23 protein-coding genes and 3 other annotated features are annotated in these 22937 nt (G+C 30.1%); of the genes, 8 read left to right on the top strand and 15 right to left on the bottom strand.

Annotated features, from left to right (window positions below):
- Positions 1 to 8 precede the first annotated feature (8 nt).
- Entirely contained in the window at positions 9 to 956 is a 948-nt protein-coding gene (gene fba / locus B3Z56_RS05260) for a class II fructose-1,6-bisphosphate aldolase (protein ID WP_035132444.1), read from the top strand.
- A gap of 45 nt (positions 957 to 1001) precedes the next feature.
- Here fba and B3Z56_RS05255 read toward each other — a convergent pair whose 3' ends face one another.
- Positions 1002 to 2042, bottom strand: coding sequence for a nucleoid-associated protein (locus B3Z56_RS05255; RefSeq protein WP_346848959.1), 1041 nt, complete (start codon positions 2040 to 2042; stop codon positions 1002 to 1004).
- Positions 2043 to 2225: 183 nt separating this feature from the next.
- Between B3Z56_RS05255 and B3Z56_RS05250 the strand changes: the two genes are divergently transcribed.
- The 5 genes from B3Z56_RS05250 (at position 2226) to leuS (ending at position 7553) form a co-directional block, all read left to right on the top strand.
- Positions 2226 to 2774 carry a class IV adenylate cyclase gene (locus B3Z56_RS05250; RefSeq protein ID WP_346848958.1) on the top strand — a complete coding sequence of 183 codons (549 nt, stop codon included), beginning with the start codon at positions 2226 to 2228 and terminating at the stop codon, positions 2772 to 2774.
- A complete protein-coding gene (locus B3Z56_RS05245; RefSeq protein ID WP_346877844.1) occupies positions 2774 to 3646 on the top strand; it encodes a DUF5685 family protein in 873 nt (290 codons plus the stop codon). Before B3Z56_RS05250 ends, B3Z56_RS05245 begins: the two co-directional genes overlap by 1 nt.
- Entirely contained in the window at positions 3639 to 4259 is a 621-nt protein-coding gene (locus B3Z56_RS05240) for a J domain-containing protein (protein ID WP_346877845.1), read from the top strand. The genes B3Z56_RS05245 and B3Z56_RS05240 overlap by 8 nt, the downstream gene beginning before the upstream one ends.
- 12 nt (positions 4260 to 4271) lie before the next feature.
- A complete protein-coding gene (locus B3Z56_RS05235; protein WP_346878383.1) occupies positions 4272 to 4778 on the top strand; it encodes a hypothetical protein in 507 nt (168 codons plus the stop codon).
- Between the two features lie 67 nt (positions 4779 to 4845).
- Positions 4846 to 5048, top strand: a binding site (T-box leader).
- Positions 5049 to 5114: 66 nt separating this feature from the next.
- Positions 5115 to 7553 carry a leucine--tRNA ligase gene (leuS, locus tag B3Z56_RS05230; RefSeq protein ID WP_346878382.1) on the top strand — a complete coding sequence of 813 codons (2439 nt, stop codon included), beginning with the start codon at positions 5115 to 5117 and terminating at the stop codon, positions 7551 to 7553.
- A 34-nt stretch (positions 7554 to 7587) separates the two neighbouring features.
- On the opposite strand, the gene B3Z56_RS05225 is transcribed toward leuS, so the two are convergent.
- The 11 genes from B3Z56_RS05225 to B3Z56_RS05175 all read right to left on the bottom strand — a co-directional run bounded on the left by B3Z56_RS05225 (position 7588) and on the right by B3Z56_RS05175 (position 17846).
- Entirely contained in the window at positions 7588 to 7998 is a 411-nt protein-coding gene (locus B3Z56_RS05225; RefSeq protein WP_346848951.1) for a carboxypeptidase-like regulatory domain-containing protein, read from the bottom strand.
- A gap of 65 nt (positions 7999 to 8063) precedes the next feature.
- Entirely contained in the window at positions 8064 to 8852 is a 789-nt protein-coding gene (locus tag B3Z56_RS05220) for a GTP pyrophosphokinase (RefSeq protein ID WP_035132458.1), read from the bottom strand.
- A 102-nt stretch (positions 8853 to 8954) separates the two neighbouring features.
- Entirely contained in the window at positions 8955 to 9644 is a 690-nt protein-coding gene (locus B3Z56_RS05215; protein ID WP_346848950.1) for a metallophosphoesterase, read from the bottom strand.
- A gap of 41 nt (positions 9645 to 9685) precedes the next feature.
- On the bottom strand, positions 9686 to 9952 hold the full coding sequence (locus B3Z56_RS05210) for an EscU/YscU/HrcU family type III secretion system export apparatus switch protein (RefSeq protein WP_346848949.1): 267 nt from the start codon (positions 9950 to 9952) through the stop codon (positions 9686 to 9688).
- Between the two features lie 16 nt (positions 9953 to 9968).
- Positions 9969 to 11606 (bottom strand): hypothetical protein, encoded by a 1638-nt coding sequence (locus B3Z56_RS05205; RefSeq protein WP_346878381.1) that lies wholly within the window; start codon positions 11604 to 11606, stop codon positions 9969 to 9971.
- Positions 11607 to 11707: 101 nt separating this feature from the next.
- Positions 11708 to 12937, bottom strand: coding sequence for a tyrosine--tRNA ligase (tyrS, locus tag B3Z56_RS05200; protein ID WP_346878380.1), 1230 nt, complete (start codon positions 12935 to 12937; stop codon positions 11708 to 11710).
- A gap of 103 nt (positions 12938 to 13040) precedes the next feature.
- Positions 13041 to 13265: a binding site (T-box leader), on the bottom strand.
- Between the two features lie 68 nt (positions 13266 to 13333).
- Positions 13334 to 13744: a hypothetical protein gene (locus B3Z56_RS05195; protein ID WP_346848946.1), complete on the bottom strand. Its 411-nt coding sequence runs from the start codon at positions 13742 to 13744 to the stop codon at positions 13334 to 13336.
- 287 nt (positions 13745 to 14031) lie between these two features.
- Positions 14032 to 14235, bottom strand: coding sequence for a heavy-metal-associated domain-containing protein (locus tag B3Z56_RS05190; protein WP_035132469.1), 204 nt, complete (start codon positions 14233 to 14235; stop codon positions 14032 to 14034).
- 180 nt (positions 14236 to 14415) lie between these two features.
- A complete protein-coding gene (locus tag B3Z56_RS05185; protein WP_346848945.1) occupies positions 14416 to 16851 on the bottom strand; it encodes a heavy metal translocating P-type ATPase in 2436 nt (811 codons plus the stop codon).
- Between the two features lie 13 nt (positions 16852 to 16864).
- A complete protein-coding gene (locus tag B3Z56_RS05180) occupies positions 16865 to 17131 on the bottom strand; it encodes a metal-sensing transcriptional repressor (RefSeq protein ID WP_035132480.1) in 267 nt (88 codons plus the stop codon).
- A gap of 145 nt (positions 17132 to 17276) precedes the next feature.
- Positions 17277 to 17846 carry an ECF transporter S component gene (locus tag B3Z56_RS05175; RefSeq protein ID WP_346848944.1) on the bottom strand — a complete coding sequence of 190 codons (570 nt, stop codon included), beginning with the start codon at positions 17844 to 17846 and terminating at the stop codon, positions 17277 to 17279.
- A 248-nt stretch (positions 17847 to 18094) separates the two neighbouring features.
- Here B3Z56_RS05175 and B3Z56_RS05170 point away from each other — a divergent pair, with 248 nt between their 5' ends.
- The gene (locus B3Z56_RS05170; protein ID WP_156964319.1) at positions 18095 to 18265 is read left to right on the top strand and encodes a hypothetical protein; all 171 of its coding nucleotides are present in this window, start codon (positions 18095 to 18097) and stop codon (positions 18263 to 18265) included.
- A 39-nt stretch (positions 18266 to 18304) separates the two neighbouring features.
- Here B3Z56_RS05170 and B3Z56_RS05165 read toward each other — a convergent pair whose 3' ends face one another.
- The 3 genes from B3Z56_RS05165 to trpS all read right to left on the bottom strand — a co-directional run bounded on the left by B3Z56_RS05165 (position 18305) and on the right by trpS (position 22101).
- Positions 18305 to 19900, bottom strand: a complete 1596-nt coding sequence (locus B3Z56_RS05165; protein ID WP_346848943.1) for a peptide chain release factor 3 — start codon at positions 19898 to 19900, stop codon at positions 18305 to 18307.
- Positions 19901 to 20190: 290 nt separating this feature from the next.
- Positions 20191 to 20721, bottom strand: coding sequence for a hypothetical protein (locus B3Z56_RS05160; protein WP_346848942.1), 531 nt, complete (start codon positions 20719 to 20721; stop codon positions 20191 to 20193).
- A 381-nt stretch (positions 20722 to 21102) separates the two neighbouring features.
- On the bottom strand, positions 21103 to 22101 hold the full coding sequence (gene trpS / locus B3Z56_RS05155; protein ID WP_346848941.1) for a tryptophan--tRNA ligase: 999 nt from the start codon (positions 22099 to 22101) through the stop codon (positions 21103 to 21105).
- A 67-nt stretch (positions 22102 to 22168) separates the two neighbouring features.
- Positions 22169 to 22399 (bottom strand) — a binding site (T-box leader).
- A 268-nt stretch (positions 22400 to 22667) separates the two neighbouring features.
- Between trpS and B3Z56_RS05150 the strand changes: the two genes are divergently transcribed.
- Positions 22668 to 22934, top strand: coding sequence for a hypothetical protein (locus B3Z56_RS05150; RefSeq protein WP_051824017.1), 267 nt, complete (start codon positions 22668 to 22670; stop codon positions 22932 to 22934).
- The last annotated feature ends 3 nt before the right edge of the window (positions 22935 to 22937 follow it).

The raw sequence follows: 22937 nt of genomic DNA, 5'->3' as shown, positions 1-22937 counted from the left end.
ATAATGTTATGGCATTAGTAACTACTAAAGAAATGTTTAAAAAGGCTTTTGAAGGCAAATATGCTATAGGAGCTTTTAATATTAACAATATGGAGATAATTCAGGGAATTGTAGATGGAGCTAAAGCTCAAAACTCTGCTGTAATACTTCAATGCTCTAGTGGAGCTATAAAATATATGAGGCCAGCTTATTTAAGACATATGGTACTTGCTGCTGTTGAGGAAAGTGGAGTTGATGTAGCTCTTCACCTAGACCACGGCGATTCTTTTGAACTTTGTAAAGAGTGTATAGACAATGGATTTACCTCTGTTATGTTTGATGGTTCTCACTATGATTATGAAGAAAACGTAAGACTTACAAAAGAAGTTGTAGAATATGCTCATGCTCATGGAGTTGTGGTAGAGGCTGAACTAGGTAAACTTGCTGGAGTTGAAGATGATGTAAATGTATCTGCTAAAGATGCTACTTACACTGATCCAGACCAAGCAGTTGACTTTGTTAAGAGAACTGGTGTTGATTCATTAGCAATAGCTATTGGAACAAGCCACGGTGCATACAAATTTAAAGGCGAAGCTAAACTTGACTTTGAAAGACTTGAAACAATAACAAGAAAATTAGAAGAAGTTGGTTTTGAAAAATATCCAATAGTTCTTCACGGTGCTTCTGCTGTAGATCCAAAATATGTTGAAATGTGTAATGAAAATGGTGGAGACATAAAAGGTGCTAAGGGAGTACCTGTAGAAATGCTAAGAAAAGCTTCATCTATGGCTGTTTGCAAAATTAACATGGATACAGACCTAAGACTTTGTGTTACAGGTTCTTGTAGAAAAGTATTTGCAGATAAACCAAGTGAGTTTGACCCAAGAAAATATCTTGGAGTAGCAAGAACTAATCTTCAACAATTGGTAGAAGATAAAATTACAACGGTTTTAGGTTCAATAGACTCAATGAAATAAGATAAAAAAAACATGGAACTTTTATTCCATGTTTTTTTATTTTATCTACTTTTCAGTATAATTGATAATATGTTTTATTATCATATTAATACTACCATCCCCGACTCTTTCAATTTCGAATCTATTAATATCATTATAAGCTTCTTCTGATATATATAAATCTATATCTTTATCTATTTTTAGCCTAACTCTCTTCAATTTCTTTTCTACCCACTGCTTATCTAAATCTACAGTTTCACTTACTCCACTTTCAATTGCAAAGGTTCTAAAGTTCTCTTTTAGAGACTGATTTTCTTTAAAAACTTCTTCTGCAAAATTATTCAAGTCTATAGAATCTTCTTCTCTGAGCCTCTTCTTAACTTCTCTACGTACTGTTTCTTGTCCTTCTGCATTTTCACTAAGGGCATTTTGAGTCCATTTTTCTGCTACTTTCAAAAACTGCTTTGTCTTATCTCTTTCATTTTCTACTATAGTACAGCCTAAATAATTATCTATAAAATAATTAGCTCCATATTCTTTATTTTCTTTATTGCTTTTACTTTGCTTATCAATTACTAATAAATCATAAGGATTATCACTAGCCATAGCCTTGATAAATGCACACTTTTGTATCCTTGAACTACTTGAAGGCAGTCCTGTAAATTGAGGTATTATATCTATTCCAATCTTTCCATCTACAAACTCTACATTGTGCATATAATTTTTAATATAATCCATCTTAAATATACCTATAAATGCTCCATACTCTGTAGTAAAGGATACAGTAAGCAAATCACAGGAAGGTATGCTCCCCTTTGATCTCATCAAGATAAACATCTGACTAGCTAACTCCTTAGATACATTTGTTAGATTATTTTCTCCATTCAAATATTCTTGACATACTTCCTTTACAATATTTCTCTCCTTATTAAAAATAGCATATTTAAGTTCCTCATCCTTTAAACATCTTTGAATGTGTTTAAAAATAAAAGTATACACCTCTTCTGCTAATTCTAAGGGATACTCATTTAAAACTGGCTCATCGGAATTGTTATCTAAAATATGAATAATAGCTTCATTTATATTAATTTCATTTATATACTCCATCACTTACCTCCATAAATTTTAGTATACATATCTTTATGTATATTTACTATTCTAGTATATCTACTATAGATTTTTAACAGTATAAGAATAATTATATATTTTTTTTTAACAATATCAATAAAATTTGTTATAATCTTAAACATAAGGTATAATGTCATCATTAAAGAAAAAGGGGTGCTATCCTTGGAAGAAATGGAAACTAGAATCTTAAAGATAGATGTAGATGAAATAAAATCTAAACTTAACAGTCTAGGCTGTGAAAAAGTTAAGGATGAAAATCAAGTTAATAACCTCTATGATTTTCCAGATAGAAGACTGCTAAGTAAAAAAGGTTATGCTAGAATTAGAATAGTGGAAGATAATTTAAATAATGTAATAATAAATTATATGACTACAAAAAAACTTCTAAGCCAAGAAAAGTATAAGGTTATGGAAGAAAATGAAATTGTTATAGACAATAGCACCATTGGAAGTCAAATCTTCACCTCCCTTGGTCTTGAGCTAGTAGCATCAATAAAAAAACATAGAGAAAGTTATAAATATAAGAATTCTCTTATTGAAATTGATATAAATGATAAGAGCTTTTGTCCCTTTCCTTATTTAGAAATAGAATCAACGGATGAGGAAGAAATAAAAGAAATTGTAGCTTTACTTGGATATACTATGGAGGATACCACCTCTAAAACAATCTTTGAAATATTAAATGGTGAAGGATCAGTAAAAGGAGTATAATGTTTGGTTATGTAACACCCTATAAAATGGAATTAAAAATTAAAGACTATGAAATGTTCAAAGCTTACTATTGTGGGTTATGTATATCTATAAAAAATAATTTTTCTAATTTATGCAGAATGACTTTAAATTATGATATGACTTTTTTAGGTATACTTTTGGATAGTTTAGAATACAGTAAACATAAGTATGTAGTTACTAAATGTATAGCTCATCCTATGAAAAAAAAGCCTAAGGTTATAGGTAATAGAGCTTTAGATTATGCTGCCTTTTGTAACGTGTCCCTAGTATACTACAAATTATTAGATGATTATAATGATGATAATTCTCTAAGTAAAAAGTTTATTTCTATGTACATAAAAAAATTTATAAATAAATCTAAAGAGGACTTATCTCCAATTTTAGTTAATATAGAAGAAAATATAAATAAATTAAGTTCTCTTGAAAAATCTCAGAATGTGATATCTATTGATGAACTCAGTGACCCTTTTGCTTCTTTAACAGCTTTTATAATCTCTTACTATTATAAAAATGAAAACTTTTTTAATGATTTATATAATTTAGGATATAATCTAGGGAGATGGATTTATATAATAGATGCCTTTGATGATTTAAAGGAAGATATGGAGAAACATAAATTTAACGCCATTAACAAAGCCTTCAATGTTGAAAACCTACCCTATGAAGACTTAATTATTAAAGAGGGCAATAGAATAGAATTTAACCTAATAATGAGTGCGAATTCTACTTCTGAAGCTTTAGATAAACTTCCTATAAATAAAAATAAAGACTTACTATTTAATATTTTACAATTAGGACTTATGAATAAAATAGAAACTATAAAATCAAGGAGTGACAAAAAACATGAATAATCCTTATGAAGTACTTGGAGTTAAAGAAAATGCCTCTCAAGATGAAATCAAAAAAGCTTATAGAGAGCTAGTAAAACAATATCATCCAGACAAGTATGTTAATAACCCGCTAAAAGATTTAGCAGAAGAAAAACTTAGAGAGATAAACGAAGCTTATGACGTATTAAGTAAAAAAGGTAATACTAGTAATGGATCTTCTAGCTATGGAAATCCTTCCTCAACCTATGGTGGTGGTTCTAACAGCTACAATGATCCTAATCTTCAATCTGTTAGAATGGATATTAATAGAGGAAATATAGGCGGCGCAGAATCGAAACTTAATGCTATGACTAATAGAACTGCTGAATGGAACTTTTTAATGGGGGTTGTACATCTTAGAAAAGGTTGGTACGATAGCGCAAATAATTTAATAAATACAGCTTGTAGAATGGATCCTAATAACTTTGAATATAGACAAATGCTTAATCAATTAAATCATACACAAAATAACTATAGAAGTACCTATTATGGTCAAAGAAATAGTTCTAATGACATGTGCAATACTTGCTTAAATATTTGGATGTTAGATACTTGTTGTGAATGTATGGGTGGAGATTGTATTAGTTGTTGTTAAAAGGAGGTTACTATGAAAGAAAATAAGGCTTCTAATGTAGCAAAGGGCGGTATGCTTATTGCTTTGACTCTTATTATCTTGTATTCCGCTAATTTTATTACCTTTAACACTTTATTCTTATTAGGCTTAACTTCGGCACTTATTCCCCTGGGAATACTTATTGCTGATATGAAAACTACTTTATTAGTATATTTAGGCTCCTCTGTATTAGCTTATTTCATAATCCCAGACAAAACTCTTTGTCTTTTTTATGTGCTAATCTTTGGTCCCTATGGCATAGTAAAATTTTTTATAGAACAAAAAAGAAATACACCTATAGAAATCGCATTAAAACTAGTTTATTTTAACGTGATAACCTTTATAGCATTTCTTTTATATAAACAATTATTTATGGCTACTATTCAAATGCAATACCCTTTAATAATTATTTTTATAGGTGGTAATGTAGCCTTCTTTATATTTGACTATGTTCTTACGGTATTCATAAATAGTGTGAGAACTAAAAAATTTAAATTTTAGGAATATAATATTCAAATCCCTTGACATTTACTTAACTCTTAATGTATAATTTTTAAAAACTAAATTATTTATTGCAGTGATAAGGAGTAGTAATATAATTACTTATTTGAAGAGAGCTACAGCTTGGTGTAATGTAGTAATAAGCTTATATGAACTTGCCTGGGAGCTTACTTGTTAAAAGCAAGTACGGATTTAACCGTTATATTATCAAGGGAGACCTTTATGGTCTAAATAGAGTGGTACCGCGGAATTATAGTTTTCGTCTCTTTCATAAGAGATGAAAGCTTTTTTTTATTTAAAATAATATTTGATATTTATCAAACAAGGAGGATTACTATGGCTAGATATGGAACTGCTACAGATAAAAAATGGCAGGAAAAGTGGGAAGAAACAAACCTATATAAATTCGATGAAAACAATATGGATAAAAAATTATACGTTCTTGAAATGTTCTCATACCCTTCAGGAAGCCAATTACATGCAGGACACTGGTTTAACTACGGACCAGTCGATTCATGGGCTAGAATGAAGAGAATGCAAGGATATAATATATTCCAACCAATGGGATTTGATGCTTTTGGTCTTCCAGCAGAAAACTTTGCAATTAAAACTGGGATACATCCTAAAGACTCTACTGATAAAAATATTGAAACTATGGAAAAACAACTTAAAGCAATGGGTGCAATGTTCAACTGGGAAAATGAAGTTGTTACTTGTAGACCAGATTATTATAAGTGGACCCAATGGTTATTCCTAAAATTGTATGAAAAAGGTCTTGCTTACAGAAAAAATGCTCCAGTAAACTGGTGCCCTAGCTGTAACACAGTACTTGCAAATGAGCAAGTTGTAGAAGGTCATTGTGAAAGATGTGAAAGTGAAGTAACAAAGAAAAACTTAACTCAATGGTTCCTTAAAATCACAGACTATGCAGATGAGCTTTTAGAAAAACTTGATGGTCTTGATTGGCCAGAAAAAACTAAAGCTATGCAAAAACACTGGATTGGAAGATCAACTGGTTCAGAAGTAACTTTTAAAGTTAAGGATTCTAATATTGAATTCAACACATTTACCACAAGAGTTGATACTTTATTTGGAGTTAGCTACGTTGTTCTTGCTCCTGAAAATGAATTAGTTGAAAAGCTTACTACAGAAGAAAATAAGGCTGCTATTGAAGCTTATAAAGAAACATCTGCAAAGCAAAGTGATATAGAAAGACAGTCTATCTCTAGAGAAAAAACAGGAGTATTCACTGGTTCCTATGCTATAAATCCTATAAATGGCCGTGAGATTCCAATATGGGTTGGAGACTATGTACTTAATACTTATGGTACAGGTGCAGTAATGGCAGTTCCAGCTCATGATGACCGTGACTATACTTTTGCACAAAAATATAATCTTCCAATAGAGAGAGTTATAGAAGGTGGAGATGCTCTTCCATTTACTGAATATGGCCCAATGATAAATAGTGGAAAATTTGATGGTCTTAAAGGAGAAGAAGCTAAGGATGCAGTGGTTACTGAGCTTGAAAAGTTAGGTCTTGGTAAAAAACAAATTAACTACAGACTACGTGACTGGCTAGTATCTAGACAAAGATATTGGGGTGCTCCAATTCCAATGATTCACTGTGACAAGTGTGGAACTGTTCCAGTGCCAGAAGCTCAATTACCTGTAGAACTTCCATACAATGTAGAGTTTGCACCAGATGGAAAATCTCCTCTTGCAAAATCTGAAGACTTTATAAATGCAACTTGTCCTAAGTGTGGAGGTGCTGCACACCGTGATGAAGATACTTTAGATACCTTTGTATGTTCATCTTTCTATTATTTGAGATATGCAGATAATAAAAATAGTGAAAAAGCATTTGATAGTGAAATAATAAATAAGATGCTTCCAGTAGATAAATATGTAGGTGGTCCTGAACATGCTTGTATGCACCTTCTATATGCAAGATTTATCACTAAGGCTCTTAGAGATATGGGACTTCTAAACTTTGATGAACCATTCATATCATTAACTCACCAAGGCTTAATCCTAGGACCAGATGGACAGAAAATGAGTAAGTCTAAAGGTAATACAATATCTCCTGATGACTACATCAAAGAATATGGCTCTGACGTATTTAGAATGTACCTAATGTTTGGATTTGGATACACTGATGGCGGAGCTTGGAGTGATGATGGATTAAAATCTATTGGTAGATTTGTAGATAGAATAGAAAGAATTCTTGAAACATCAATTTCAGAAATTAACTGTAACAAGTCTTCTAAAAATGTAATAGAAGCACCTGAAAAAGAGCTTAACTATTGGAGACACTTTGCAATTAGAGGTGTTAGTGAGGATGCTGAAAAGCTTCAATTCAACACTGCCATTGCAAGACTTATGGAGTTTACCAATGCTCTTAATAAGTATCTAAATGAAGCTGTTAAAAATACTGATTTCTTAAAAGAAGTATTAGTTGATTATATTAAGCTTTTAGCTCCTTTTGCTCCTCACTTCAGTGAAGAACAATGGGAAAACCTTGGAATGGGTTACTCAGTATTTAATGAAAAATGGCCAGAATTTAACCCAGCTGCTTTAGTTAAAGATGAAGTAGAAATCGCTATTCAAATTAATGGTAAAATTAAAGCAAAAATAAATGTTGCAACTTCTTCTTCTGAGGATGAAATAAAAGAAGCATCTTTAAATGATGAAACGATAAAATCTAACCTTGAAGGAAAAACTGTAAGAAAAGTTATAGTTATTAAAGGTAGACTTGTAAATATAGTAGCTAATTAATCTAATAAAAAAACAGAGGAAAATCTCCTCTGTTTTATTTTTCACTATGATTTATTGGTAATTTTCTTTCACTATTATCAGAATTTTTACCTTCTCTTATGGTTATGCAACTATGTCTTGCTTCTTTATCTTTTATGGTAACAGGCCTAACATAAATATCATCATGCCATATTTTTATTAGATAGGTCTTATTTGGTGGTAATGGACCAAATAAAAATTGACCATATTCATCTGTAAAAGTATGGGTTATAGGTAGTATACTTAATGGGTCATTTGGATCTTCAAGTATGATTAACTTTACTACTGCATCACTAATTGGTTTATTATTTTTATCAATTACTCTACCATAGATAACACCTCTGTTATCATCACCAGTTTCAACCTTAGCATCTACATACTTATCTCCATAAGTAGTTGATTGAAATTTAATTAATTGCTCACTCATTTTATACCTCATGAAATATTGCTTATATCATCATATGAGGAATATAAAACTTTTGTACCAATGAATTATTTGTACCTTTCAAGAACCTTTTTAGTTTCTTCTAATAGGCTTGTAAGTTCAAATACATCTCCTACTTCTAATAACTTATTAAGCTCTTCTGTAAACCTTGATGCTTCTCCAGTTTTCCCTAGGGAAGATATAGTTAATATATTTTCCACTATATTACTTACTAAAGAAGATTTTACCTCAAATAGCTTTTGAGCATCCTTTATTTCATCTTTTATTGCTAACATTTCTGTATCTAAGTTAAAGGCTGCATCTGCTGCACTTTTAAGCTTTCCTTTAATGTCTATTGGTATAGCATGCTTATATTTATAATTTAAAGAATGTTCCACTGTAGCCCAGAAGTTCATTGCCAAAGTTCTTATTTGAAATTCAGCAAGCACTTCACACATTCCAGATGCCATATTTACTGGATACTTTATAATCATATGATAACTTCTATAACCACTAGATTTTACATTAGTAACATAATCTTTTTCATAAATTATATGCATGTCTTTTCTTTCACGTATTATATTTACTACTTTATCTATATCATCTACAAATTGGCACATGATTCTCAGTCCAGCAATGTCTTCCATTTCATACTGGATTCTATCTAAAGGTATATCAAATTTATTAGCTTTCTCTAGTATACTGGAAACCTCTTTAACCCTACCCGTTACAAATTCAATAGGTGAGTATTCATTTTTCTTTCTTAATTCTCTTCTTATACTTCTAAACTTTACTTTTAATTCCTCTACTGCTTGGTCGTATGGAATTAAAAAACTCTTCCACTCAATAACTGCCATATATGTCATTCCTTTACTAACCAATTCTATTAATCCGTATTTAATTATATCATATAATGGTATTTTTTATGGTATTTTATATGACTTTTATTGAATTTTTTATTAATCTAAAATCTTAATAGGAGCAAAATCTATATAATCACAGGATGTTAAAATATACTCAACCCCATCTTTTTCTCCTTCAAAGACATTTAAAAGTCCTCCACCATGAAGATGTCCATAGATTACCTTATCCACGTTATATTCCTTAAACATTTCTAAAAATTCATTTTCTTGCATATTAGGAAATATAGGTGGATAATGAATCATACATATTATTTTTTTAAAACCACTTTTTATTGCTGCATCTATGGAAAATCTTAATCTTATAAGTTCTCTATCATAGATTTTTTTATCGTGAGAATTAAATTTGGGATTATTCTTTAAAATCCATCCCCGACTTCCACATATAGCATAATCCTCATATACGAAAAAATTATTTTGGATAAACTCCATCCTCTGAAACATAGAATTAAGCTTAGTAATTCCAGTCCACCAATAGTCATGGTTTCCCCTAACAAATATTTTTCTCCCCGGAAGATTATTTATAAATTCTAAATCAGCCTTGCCATTTTCCATATTCATAGACCATGAAATATCCCCTGCTACTAATACTGTATCTTCATCTTTCACAATTCTAATCCAATTTTCTTTTATTTTTTCATCATGATTGCTCCATTTTTCCCCAAATATATCCATAGGCTTTTCTCCTGTGGAGGCTAGATGAAGATCTGAAATTGCATATAATGCCACTTAACCACCTACTATCTATTTCATAATCTTTTTATTTAAATTTATTTGTACTTATTATCTATCTCCATAACATAGGCTATAACCTTTGCCACTACATCATAAAGCTCATAAGGAATTTCACTATCTATATCCACTTTAGTAAGCATATCTGCAAGTTCATCATTATATACAATAGGTACATCACTTTTTTCTGCTTCTTCAAGGATTTTATCAGCTACATTACCCATACCTGCTGCTGTAACCTTTGGAGCATTCTGCCCATATTCATATTTTAAAGCTGCTGCTTTTTTTCTCTTTCTATCTTCCATATAAGCACACTCCTAGCTAAACTCTAGTATTAATTGTAGTGAAATCATCATCTTCAAAGAAACTTCTGCAATTTGAAAAAGAAAAATCATGTTTTTTCTCTTTTATAAAAATATTAAACATATACTTACTATCCATTAAGTCGTTAATTAACTTTCCCTTAAATCTTTCTAATATCTTTACATATGTGGCTTCACTCTCTATTTCAATAGTGGCTGAATTTTTATTAACGGTTAAATAAGCATCTACCTTTTCCATATTTACAGTGGCTACACTAGCCGCTATTTTAATATTTTCAGTATCTAACTTTTTTCCTTTACTTCTTTCATCCTTAATAATCAGCTTACAATCATATTCCTTATCTTTCATATCCAGTGGAACATTAAGAAAATAATAATTATTATTTATTGTATTAAACATTTTAAACTCTTGAAACTTGGTTTCTAAGTTTTGAATCACATTATTAAAAGTACTAGTTTCTTTCTGGGATAACTTAATTAATTCCATTAAATCATTTTTTATAAAGGATATTTTTTCTCTTAATTCATCCTTTACCATATTGCTTGTTATACTTCTATCTACCATGATATCTGATTTAAGCTGCTTAAAGAGTTTATTAGTGCTATCTACTTCGTCATTGCCGTGAGATGCCATTTTCCCCAGTAGATCATCTTCATCATTGACTATTCCTATTGTTCTTTCATTTATAATATCATTAGAATGCTTTACTTCTTTGTTTACCATCTTTTCTGAAGATAATATAGCTTCTTTATTTTCTAAGCTTTCCTTTATTGATACCATAGGTTGAGAACTATCTTTTTCAGAATATATTAATTTATCACCTTCAATGAAAGTTGAATTTCTATTAACAATAGCTTCTCCCTGTGTATCTTTATTAATATTGCCAATAATCTGCTCTTTAATAACATTGGTAGTTTCCTTTATCTCTGGTAAAATACTGTATTCATTAGATATAACCTTTGAAAAAGCTTTGATATTATGTTCATTTAGCTTTATATCTAGAGCTTTCATAACAAATACATCATCTATCTTTAAATTCTTGATTTCATTTAAAACTCTACCTAAAGTTTCTTTTATTTGTTTAGCTTCAGAACTATTATTTTGTATTCCTTTAGCTTCTATAAATTTATCAATGAATTTATTTAACTCCTTAGGAGAATTATTGCTTTGATCTATAAATTCCTTAAGTCCCTTAATTTCTAAAAGATTTTCTTCTGTAATTGGAATATTGTTCTTAAGCATAGATTTTAATATAGGCACATCCTCTTTGCCTACTGGAAAATCTAAATTCTTAAGTAGTTCTTCCATTAATGGATCTTTAATAGCTGAGTCACCATTGTTCCCAAGGCTATCTATAACATTTGATTCTAATATTCTAAGAAGGAATTTTCCTCCTTCAAATCCATCTAGTTGAAATTTAAACATATAATCATCTAAATTTTCTTGAAGTATTTCTCCATCTACCCTTGCCGGAAATACTCTTCCATCAAGTAACTTTATTATAACATCAGTTGTACTTCCCTCTAACCTTAAAATTCTAGCAGAAAATGAATCTCCTTTTTTAAAGGTGAGCTTGTTAAAATCATCTCTTGTTGTATAGTTTTGTACCATATTAATTTTCCATACATTTGACATAGACTTCACCCCCTATTAAACTAATCGTATCATTTTCATTTTAGTGAAGTATATTACAAAAACAATGAGTATACCATTAGGCATACTCATAATTTTTTTTACTAAGCTATCACTAATTTATAGAATTTTTTCTTTCCTCTTTTTATTAAGGCATATCCATCCTTTTCTAGGTAGCTTTCATTAAATATTTCATTAACATCTTCTATTTTTATATCATTTATAGTAAGTCCACCTTGCTCTATAAGTCTTCTTCCTTCTTTCTTAGATGGAACAATACCTGTTTGTGCTATTATATCAAGAATTAAAGCAGATTTCATATCTTCAGCAATTTCTACTGTAGGTACATTGCTCATGTCTACTCCACCACTAAATAGAGCTTCTGCAGCCTTTTTAGCTCCTTCTGCTTCTGCTTCTCCATGGATAAGTTTTGTAACCTCATAAGCAAGAACCTTTTTAGCTTCGTTAATTTCTGCTCCTTCTAAAGCTGAAAGTCTTCTTACTTCATCCATTGGAACAAATGTTAGTAGGCATAGACACTTCTCTACATCTGCATCATCAATGTTTCTCCAGTATTGGTAGAATTCAAATGGTGATGTTTTATTAGGATCAAGCCATACTGCCCCATTGGCTGTTTTACCCATCTTATTTCCTTCACTATTTGTAAGTAGTGAACATGTCATACCATAAGCTGATTTACCTTCTTTTCTTCTGATAAGTTCCATTCCAGCTAAGATATTTGACCACTGATCATCTCCACCTAATTCCATTGTGCAATCATACTTTTTATTCAATACGTAGAAATCATATCCTTGCATTAACATGTAGTTAAACTCTAAGAAGGATAATCCTTTTTCTAATCTTTGTTTAAAGCACTCAGCAGTAAGCATTCTATTAACTGAGAAGTGTGAACCTATATCTCTTATAAAATCCACATAATTTAAATCTAAAAGCCAGTCTGCATTATTTTCTAGGATTGCTTTATCATCACTAAAGTCTATTAGCCTTGAAAGTTGACCTTTTATACAAGATATATTGTGATCAATTTCCTCTTTAGTTAGCATTTTTCTCATATCTGTTCTACCTGATGGATCACCTATCATTGCAGTACCACCACCAACTAAAGCTATGGGTCTATGCCCTGCCTTTTGCATATGAGACATAAACATCATAGCAATAAAATGTCCTATATGAAGACTATCTGCTGTGGGATCAAATCCTATATAAAAAGTTACCTTTTCCTTTGCAAATATTTCTTTCATTTCTTCTTCATGTGTTAATTGCTTTAAAAATCCACGTTCCTTTAAAACGTCATATACATTGTAATTTTCCATAACTTCCTCCAACATCTTATAGTTTTTTTACTTTAATCTTCGGCTATGATTTCAATTTTAACAAATATAATTAAGAAACTAAAAAAGTCCCTAGTATAAAAATACTAGGGACGAAAATTTCCGTGGTACCACCCAAATTTATAATTTAAAATCTTTAAAAACATTTAAATTATTCTCTTCCTTAATAACGTTAGGAAACCGTAACAGCCTACTACTACTTCGACCTAAGACTCTAAAATGTATTTCATTAAAATCCTTTACTGATTTACACCACTCATCAGCTCTCTTTAAAATTCATTTAATTACTTCTTTTCTTCATCGTCTCTTACTATATTCTATTTTAAATACATATTACTATTATTATTATCATTTTTCAAGAGTAAATACTAATTTTCTCTAAACAACATATTTTTTAATAGTATCTGGTATATTATTTTCTTCACAACTAACGTTGGCATAAAAGTCAACTTTAAATTTTTCTGATAAATATTCTAATTTATTTAGTATTGAACCAAAATCATCCGCATCATTACATATGTCACTCAAAATACCGTCTATAAATATACTTTCCACATCATAGTCTTTAGATATTATGCCACATATAAAACCGTAAAAATCTTTGTAATTATGAATATTAAAGTCTTTAGAACATATAAACCTTATGTTCTTATGAATACGTAGGAGTCCTCTTGTGTCATCATCGATATACACTAGATTTCCTTTTGAGCTACTTACCTTTGAATTAGCTAAATTCATTAATGCTTTTGTTTTCCCAGAGCCTTTTTCTTTACAAAATACTTGAATCATTTTAAACGCCCCCAAACTTTTTAATAAAATACATTAACTTTAATAGTTATATTATATAATATTCAGAATATTTAATCAATAGTTCCTATTAACTTATATATTTCTGTTATTTTAATTATATGTGAATAATTATCACATTATTATTATTTTATATACATAATAGATTATTCTTAAATATACCTTCTTAAAACCATAGGTAATAAAAATGCCTTAAAGTTTACTTTCATAAAAATCTAGTAACCTTTAAGACATTTAATTATTTTTCTGTTATATAATTTATGGTAATTTTATTCTATGCCTACTACATCATATCCTTCTTCTTCTATAGTAGCTTTTAAAACATCATTACTTTCAGTAGCTTCTACTAAAGCATATTTCCCCTCTAAATTAACTTCTACTTCTGAAACTCCAGCTAACTCTTCTAGAGCATTTTTTACGTGAGCTACACAGTTTTTACAGCTCATTCCTTCAATTAATATTTTCTTTTTCATCGCTTTCTCCTCCTAAAATATATATTAGTATGATAATTTAATATTATCATTAAAATTATCAAATGCCTTTAAACCCTGATAAACAGAACAAATAGTTTCCTATTTATATAGTTTCCTATTTATATAGTTTCCTATTTATATAGCTTAATATTTATATAGTTTCCTATATAAATAGGAATATTAAGCTTTAAATCTTCTAAGTCTCAATGCATTTAATAATACTGATACTGAACTTAGACTCATAGCTCCTGCAGCTATCATAGGATTTAATAATGGGCCACCAAAAATGTGTAATACTCCCATAGCCACCGGTATTCCTAATACGTTATAACCAAAGGCCCAGAATAAATTTTCCTTTATATTTTTAATAGTTGCTTTGCTTAGTTTTATGGCTGATATTACATCCATTAAATCACTTCTCATAAGAACTATATCTGCTGATTCAATGGCTACATCTGTTCCAGATCCTATTGCTATTCCTATATCAGCCTGGGCAAGGGCTGGAGCATCATTAATACCATCACCAACCATGCCTACTCTATTTCCATCAACTTGAAGCTTTTTCACTTCATTTGCTTTATCCTCTGGTAAAACCTCTGATAATACTATATCTATACCAACTTGTTTTGCAATGGCATCCGCCGTTCTCTTATTATCTCCAGTTATCATAGCTACTTTTATGCCCATTTTGTGCAGACTTTCTATAGCATTTTTACTACTTGCTTTAACAGTATCTGCTACAGCTATAATTCCAGCAGCATTTCCATCTATAGCTATATACATTGGTGTTTTTCCCTCTGAAGCTAATCTATCAGAAGTTTCATCTAAACTTGAAATATTAATGTTTTTTTCCATCATAAGTTTTTTGTTTCCTAGAAGAATAGATTTTTTATCTATTTCTACTTCTATACCATGTCCTGGAATAGCATTAAATTTATCGATTACTTTAAGGCTCAACCCTTTTTCCTCTGCATCTTTAACAATGGCTTCACCAAGTGGATGCTCTGATCCCTTCTCTGCACTAGCTGCTAAAATTAGAATTTCTTCCTCTGATTCACCATTAGTTATAATATCTGTAACCTTAGGTTTTCCCTCTGTTATAGTTCCTGTTTTATCAAATACTATGGTTTTTAATTTATAAGTAGTCTCTAATGGTTCTCCACCTTTAATTAAAACACCATTTTCAGCACCCTTTCCTGTTCCCACCATAATGGCAGTTGGAGTAGCAAGACCTAAAGCACATGGGCAGGCAATAACCAGTACTGCAATAAATATAGTAAGAGAAAATATAGGTGTTTCACCAGCAATCAACCAACCCACTGAAGCAATTACAGCAAGCCCTATAACTACAGGTACAAAGTAGGCTGATATAACATCTGCTAGTTTAGCAATAGGTGCTTTTGAACCTTGAGCATCTTCTACTAGCTTAACTATTTGTGCAAGAGCAGTATCTCTACCAACTCTAGTGGCCTTATACTTAATAAATCCTGTTTTATTAATACTAGCCCCTATTACACTACTTCCCATAGATTTTTCAACGGGTATGCTCTCTCCTGTAAGCATTGATTCATCTATAGATGTATTTCCTTCTATAACTTCTCCATCTACTGGTAACTTTTCACCTGGTTTTACTAGTACTATATCCCCAACTATAACCTCTTCTACAGGTACTACAATTTCTTTGTTATCTCTAATTATAGTTGCTGTTTTAGGAGCTAAACCCATTAAAGCCTTTATAGCTTGAGAGGTTTTACCTTTAGATACCGCTTCTAAATATTTACCTAAGGTTATTAAGGTTAGTATTACTGCAGCAGATTCAAAATATAGATGCATTGCATACTCATGATCCCCTTGCATTATTTTATATATAGCAAATATACCGTATATAAAAGCAGCCAAAGTTCCTATGGATATTAGTGAGTCCATATTAGGACTTAGTTTAACTAAATTTTTAAGTCCTACCTTATAAAACTTATATCCAGCTATCATTACTGGTAAGGTTAGTATCAACTGAATTAATGCAAAGTTTAACGGATTTGTCATAGGATCTATTATAGATGGAAGATGCATCCCTACCATGTGACCCATTGTTATAATTAGTAGTGGAACTGTAAAAATTAGGGAAGATATGAACCTTGTAAGTAATTTACTAGCTTCACTTTTTTCCTCTCCTTGTTTTTCCTTATCTTTTACTTCCTCTTTAATTAACTTATACCCAGCTTTATCTACTGCTGCTTTTATATCACCATAGGATATCTCATCTTCATTTACTTTTATAGTAAGCTTTTCTGTGGCAAAATTTACCGTAGCATTTTCTACTCCATCTAGTTTTTTAGTTACTCTTTCTACTCTATTAGCACAGGCAGAACAAGTCATGCCTTCTACTTTAAAATTGTAGGTTTTTACATTTTTCTTTACGCCATACCCAGCTTTAACTACAGCTTCCTCAATCTTATGAGAATTTAAATTTTCCTTATTAAAATCTACAGTTAAAGTTTCTGTAGCAAAATTTACATTTGCTTTTTCAACCCCCTCTAACTTACTAATTGCTCTCTCTACTCTATTTGCACAAGCAGAACAAGTCATACCTTCTATTTTAAATGATTTATTATCCATGTTTTCACCTTCTTTATTTTGTAATTATCTTTTCTAATATATTATTTATTTCCACAATCTTTTCATCCATATTATTATTTATTGCTGCATCCTTAACACAATGATTTAAGTGTCCTTTTAAAATTTCTAAGTTTGATTTCTTTAATAAAGCTTGTGATGCTAAGATTTGATTAGAAATATCGATACAATACCTCCCCTCTTCTATCATTTTGATAATCCCATCTATCTGACCCCTTGCTGTTTTTAACAATTGCAAAGCTTTTTTTCTTTCTTCACTCATCATTTACCTCCCCTCCCCCCTCAGGGGGTATATCTACATAATAGTACTCCATTTATATATTGTCAATAGGTTAATTTTTTATTTTAATTTAGTTTGCCCCAAAATATAAAAAAATAAAGCACCAACTTTAGTGATGCTCTATCAATTATAAATATTTAGCTAAATATTTTTTTAACGGTATGGAAAGTGGTAATGCTATAGCAATTCCCCCTGCTACTTGAAGTATATTAGCTGGTATATCCTTTAAAGCCACTATAAATCCTTGTCCAATAGTTGGTATTCCATATACAAAGTGATTTAAGCAACCTCCAGCAAAAAAATATCCAAAAATCATAACTATTCCGGCTACAATGAATGCAAATAAGTTATTCCAAACTTTATCTCCTTGATAATCACCTCTATAGGCTATAGCTCCTGCTATATATGCCATAACTCCTTTTATAATAAAGGTAAATGGCGCCCATATATAGTATGGAGAAAACAAATCAAAAAATGTCATACCTATAGCAGCGGCCACAGCTCCTCGTTTTTTTCCTAGTAAGATGGCACATAAAAATAGTACTGCATCACCTATATGTAAAACTGCATTATCTCCCACTGGTATAGCTATAACTGCAGTTGCTATATATGTTAACGCTGCCATAAGTCCTATTTGAACTATTTCAATAATTCTAAAACTATTTCTCGATGCTTTTATTGATGCCTTTTCTTTCATTTTAAGTCCCCCTTTATGATTATGCAATATTGTACCCATACAACAAATTTAGTATCCATACAATTAAATTATACATTAAATCTAAAGAATTTCAACCTTATTTTTTAATATAAAAGAATAATATTAAATATTTTACACAAAATAATTTTAACTTTGACTTTCAGATCTTATAATCCTATATATTTTTGAGAAAATAGTCAAAAGATCTAACTTATTACTTTACTTGGATGTAGAAAGGATTGACATATATGATGTATCTTCGTTGGTTTGGTAGCTTTTTACTATTAGTAGTTTTAATTGGTTTATTTTTTGTTATGGGAGGAAATTTAATTAATTTAATAATTGCAGTAGCTCTTCTAACTATTGCCATGGACTACATAGAAGAATACCTAACTGTAAAAAATAAATTCAATAGTTAAATAAAAAAATTCCTCAAAGAAACTTGAGGAATTTTTCTATTATTCACCTTTACTAATATTAGATAAAACTAAGCCCTTATTGTGATCTAGTGCCCAACTAATACCCCAATCATTTTGGAATATAAGTAAGTCTCTATCTTTAATATCCTTAACAACTTTAGAATCACTTGTTAAACTTAAATCATCAACTTTACCTTCTAAAGCTTCAATCCATCTAATATTTCTATATGGAAGCATATCCATTTTTATATCTACATTATATTCATTTTTTAATCTAAATTCTAAAACTTCAAATTGAAGAACTCCTACAACTCCTACTATAATTTGTTCTGTTCCTATGTGAAGCTCTTTAAATACTTGAATTGCTCCCTCTTGAGCTATCTGTGTTACACCCTTTATAAACTGTTTTCTCTTCATAGTATCTACAGTTCTAACCCTTGCAAAGTGTTCTGGTGCGAAGGTTGGAATTCCTTCAAACTTAAACTTCTTGCTTGGTGAACAAAGTGTATCACCTATACTAAATATACCTGGGTCAAATACTCCTATAATATCTCCAGCATAAGCATTATCAACAATTTCTCTATCTTGAGCTAAAAATTGTTGAGGTTGTGCTAGCTTTATTTTATTTCCACCTTGAACATGATAAACTTCCATACCTTTTTCAAATTGACCTGAACATATTCTCATAAAAGCAATTCTATCTCTATGAGCCTTATTCATATTAGCTTGAATTTTAAATACAAAAGCAGAAAAGTTATCATCTGTTGCCTCTATCTTTCCTATATCAGAATTTCTTCCTAATGGCGCTGTAGTTAACTTTAAGAAGTTCTCTAAAAATGGTTCTACACCAAAATTAGTTAAAGCACTACCGAAAAATACAGGGGTAAGTTCTCCAACTCTCACCTTTTCTTCATCAAAGGCATCTCCAGCTATATCTAATAATTCTATGTCCTCAAGTAATTTTTCATATAGACTATCGGTTATAGCCTCTCTAGCTGCTGATTCATCCTCTAAATCTATAACAGTCTCACTTACTTCTAACTGTCCATGATCTCCAGCTTTAAAAATATGAATTTGTTTATTATTTCTATCATAAACACCTTTAAAGTGCATACCTGTACCTATAGGCCAGTTTATTGGATATGATTTTATACCCAATTCATTTTCTATCTCTTCCATAAGTTCAAAAGGGTCTCTTGTTTCTCTATCCATCTTATTTACAAAAGTAAATATTGGAATATCTCTCATACTACAAACATGAAATAGCTTTCTAGTTTGATCCTCTACCCCTTTTGCTCCATCAATAACCATTACTGCACTATCTGCAGCCATAAGTGTTCTATATGTATCTTCACTAAAGTCCTGGTGTCCTGGAGTATCTAATATGTTTATACAATATCCCTCATATCCAAACTGCATTACTGAAGATGTAACAGAAATTCCTCTCTTCTTCTCAATTTCCATCCAGTCAGAAACAGCATGCTTAGATGTCTTTCTTGCTTTAACAGATCCTGCTAGTCTTATTGCTCCCCCATATAAAAGTAATTTTTCAGTAAGTGTAGTTTTACCTGCATCTGGGTGGGAAATTATAGCAAAGGTTCTTCTTTTCTCTATCTCCTTTATATAATCACTCATTACCTTAACTCCTTTATTTAAATTTAAAATTATCTTCAATTTATATAGTATCTCTTTTTAGCACATTTTATATAATACCATATTAATTAATATAAACACAAATATTATTAATGTTTTTATGTATATCACATTTAAAATTAACACTAAAATTTTAGTTTAAATATCATACTAAATTTATCATTTTCAATTCAATTATACCAAAATAAAGCAGTAAGATATTTGTATCTTACTGCCATTGTAATAAATATTAAAATAATAAAATATAATTCCACAAATATATAATTATAATTTTAGTATGCATAATGGCTTAATAAGCCACTATAAACTACTTGTCCCTTTTCTATTCCATCGAAATCCTCTGGTTTCACTAAAGAAACATCTTTATCAAAGTTTATGATTTTACCTTCTTTTAGTACGTAAGCCACAAATTGTGAGCATAAAAAATGATATCTTCTTTGATAAGGTATGTGTAACATTATAGCTAAAATGCCTAAAAAATTATATTTATATCTATCATGTTCACTTTCAAATCGATCTATAATCTCTTTAACTTCATTATATTCATCTTCTGTAACACTTAATTCATAAACTCTACAGGATGTACTTTTATATAGCTTAAATATTCCTCCATCAATTTGTTCTCTAACAAAACCAGCATGAAGTGGAAAATATATTTTTCTTCTTCCAAAGCTATATAATTGCTTTAATTCTTTATCTAAGGCTATAGATGTATGATTATAATTATATCTAGTATATAGCTTTATAGCTCTTGAAAAAAAAGTTCCTGTCTGTGTCAATACAACATAGATTTTTCTATCCACTTAATCACCCCAATTATTATTATAATAATGTATTAATTCATTATAAATTAAATTATTTAATAAGTATACTATATTTAAAAAATATACTATAGATATATTATAATTTAAAAACCTTACAATTTCATTAAGAAATTATTACAATTTATACATTTTTCCTTTATTTCATTTTAACCATATATGATAATCCAATCTTTTGTTCCTTTGAAAAAGAGGATGCTTCTTAAGATTTTACAAAGGATATACATAGACAAGCTTCTACTATCTTAACCATAAATACTGATGTAGTAACAGATATTAACTTCAAAAAAATTAAAAGATACTTTATATAAACTAATAAATAATAGTTTATATAAAGTACCTTTAGTATTAATACTGATAATATTAATACTGAACTAATCCTATTTTCTTTTGCATCTTTCTTAAAGTCTTTGTAGCTACATAATTTGCCTTTTCTGCCCCAGCTTTGAAGATTTCTTCTAGCTTACCTTTATTATCTAAAAGCTCTTTAACTCTCTTTTGAACTGGTTCAAGCTCCTTAACTACAGCCTCTGCTACATCTAATTTAAATTGGGCATAACCTTGCCCCTTATATCTTTCTTCTATTTCTTCCATAGATATGCCCTCAATAGTGCTTAAAATTGTCATTAAATTTTTAACTCCTGGTTGTTCATCACAGAATTTAACTTCTCCTACACTATCAGTTACAGCTCTGGATATTTTTTTTCTTATGACTTCTGGTGGATCTAATATTAAGATATATCCATTAGGATTTTCTTCCGACTTAGACATCTTCTTTTCTGGATTTTGAAGGTCCATTATTTTTGCTCCAGCCTTACCTACGTATGGTTCAGGTATTTTAAAGGTTGGACTGTATAATTTATTAAATCTGTCAGCTATATCTCTAGCTAATTCTAAATGCTGTACTTGATCTATTCCAACTGGCACTACATCTGTTTGATATAATAATACATCAGCAGCCATTATAACTGGATAACTAAATAATCCTGCCCCTATACTTTCTCCACTATTTTTAGATTTATCCTTATACTGAGTCATTCTACTTAGTTCTCCCATATAGCTATGGCAAGTTAAAAGCCATGCAGCTTCAGAATGAGCTGGTACATGAGATTGTACGAATAGAGTATTTTTTTCTGTATCTATTCCTGCAGCAATATAAATTGCTAGTACTTCTAAAGTTCTCTTTCTAAGTTCAGTTGGTATCTGTCTTACTGTAATTGCATGCAAATCTGCAATAAAGAAATAACATTCATATTCATTTTGTAGTTTCACCCAATTTTTTATAGCTCCTAAATAATTTCCTAGTGTTAAATCCCCAGAAGGCTTAATTCCACTTAACATAACTTTTTTCTTATCTTCCATGTTTTTTCTCCTTTCAATCCGTAAAATTATTCCATTTAGTTATAAATAAAAGCCCTATGGAATAAATCCATAGGGCATAAATCACGCGGTACCACCTATTTTGAGATAATAAAATCTCACCTCTTTCAGATACAAACATATCCTAGCTCTATAACGTGAGCATCCGTGCTAGACTACTTTAAATTCACCCAACATCTCAGCGACCCATTCATATCAAGCATAATTGCGATAATCTCACCATCTATCACTCTCTGAAAATCTGTTTTTAATACTACTTACTTCGCCTCACCGATCAATTAATAATAAAGTTGTTTAATATTACATTAAAGTTATTATAATTCTAATATTATATTATGTCAATATTAGAAATTGTTATTCTATTTTTTAGTTTATCTATCTCTAACCTTACTATATGATTATTTTTATTTAAATTAGAACTATATAAAAGCCCATAAATTTCTAGTATTTATTTACTGTATTGAAGCAAACTAAACATATTAAATACATTTCAGTATTTTAATATAATTTTAAAATATATCACCACTTACTTTAAGGAGGTATTTTATATGGATTCAAAAAACAATTCTAGTAAGTCTAATGGTGCAAAACCTTATGGTCCTAATGAAAGAGACTTTTTAGATGCTAGTACCAAACCTGTAAAAGCACATTCTCTTGAAGACTATGTACTGCTTCCAAATCATGTTGTAGATCCAATTGTGGCAAACAACATCTCTAATGCAGAATTTGATTATACCTATAACGAGGAATCGGATCTTCTAGGTTTTGAAGATCAACCCTTAGCATCAATAAATAAAAACACTCCAACTAAATAGTAA

It is taken from the genome of Clostridium sp. UBA7791, assembly GCF_002480755.1.
GTDB lineage: Bacteria > Bacillota > Clostridia > Clostridiales > Clostridiaceae > Clostridium_J > Clostridium_J sulfidigenes.
This window is presented reverse-complemented; position numbering and strand designations above follow the sequence as displayed.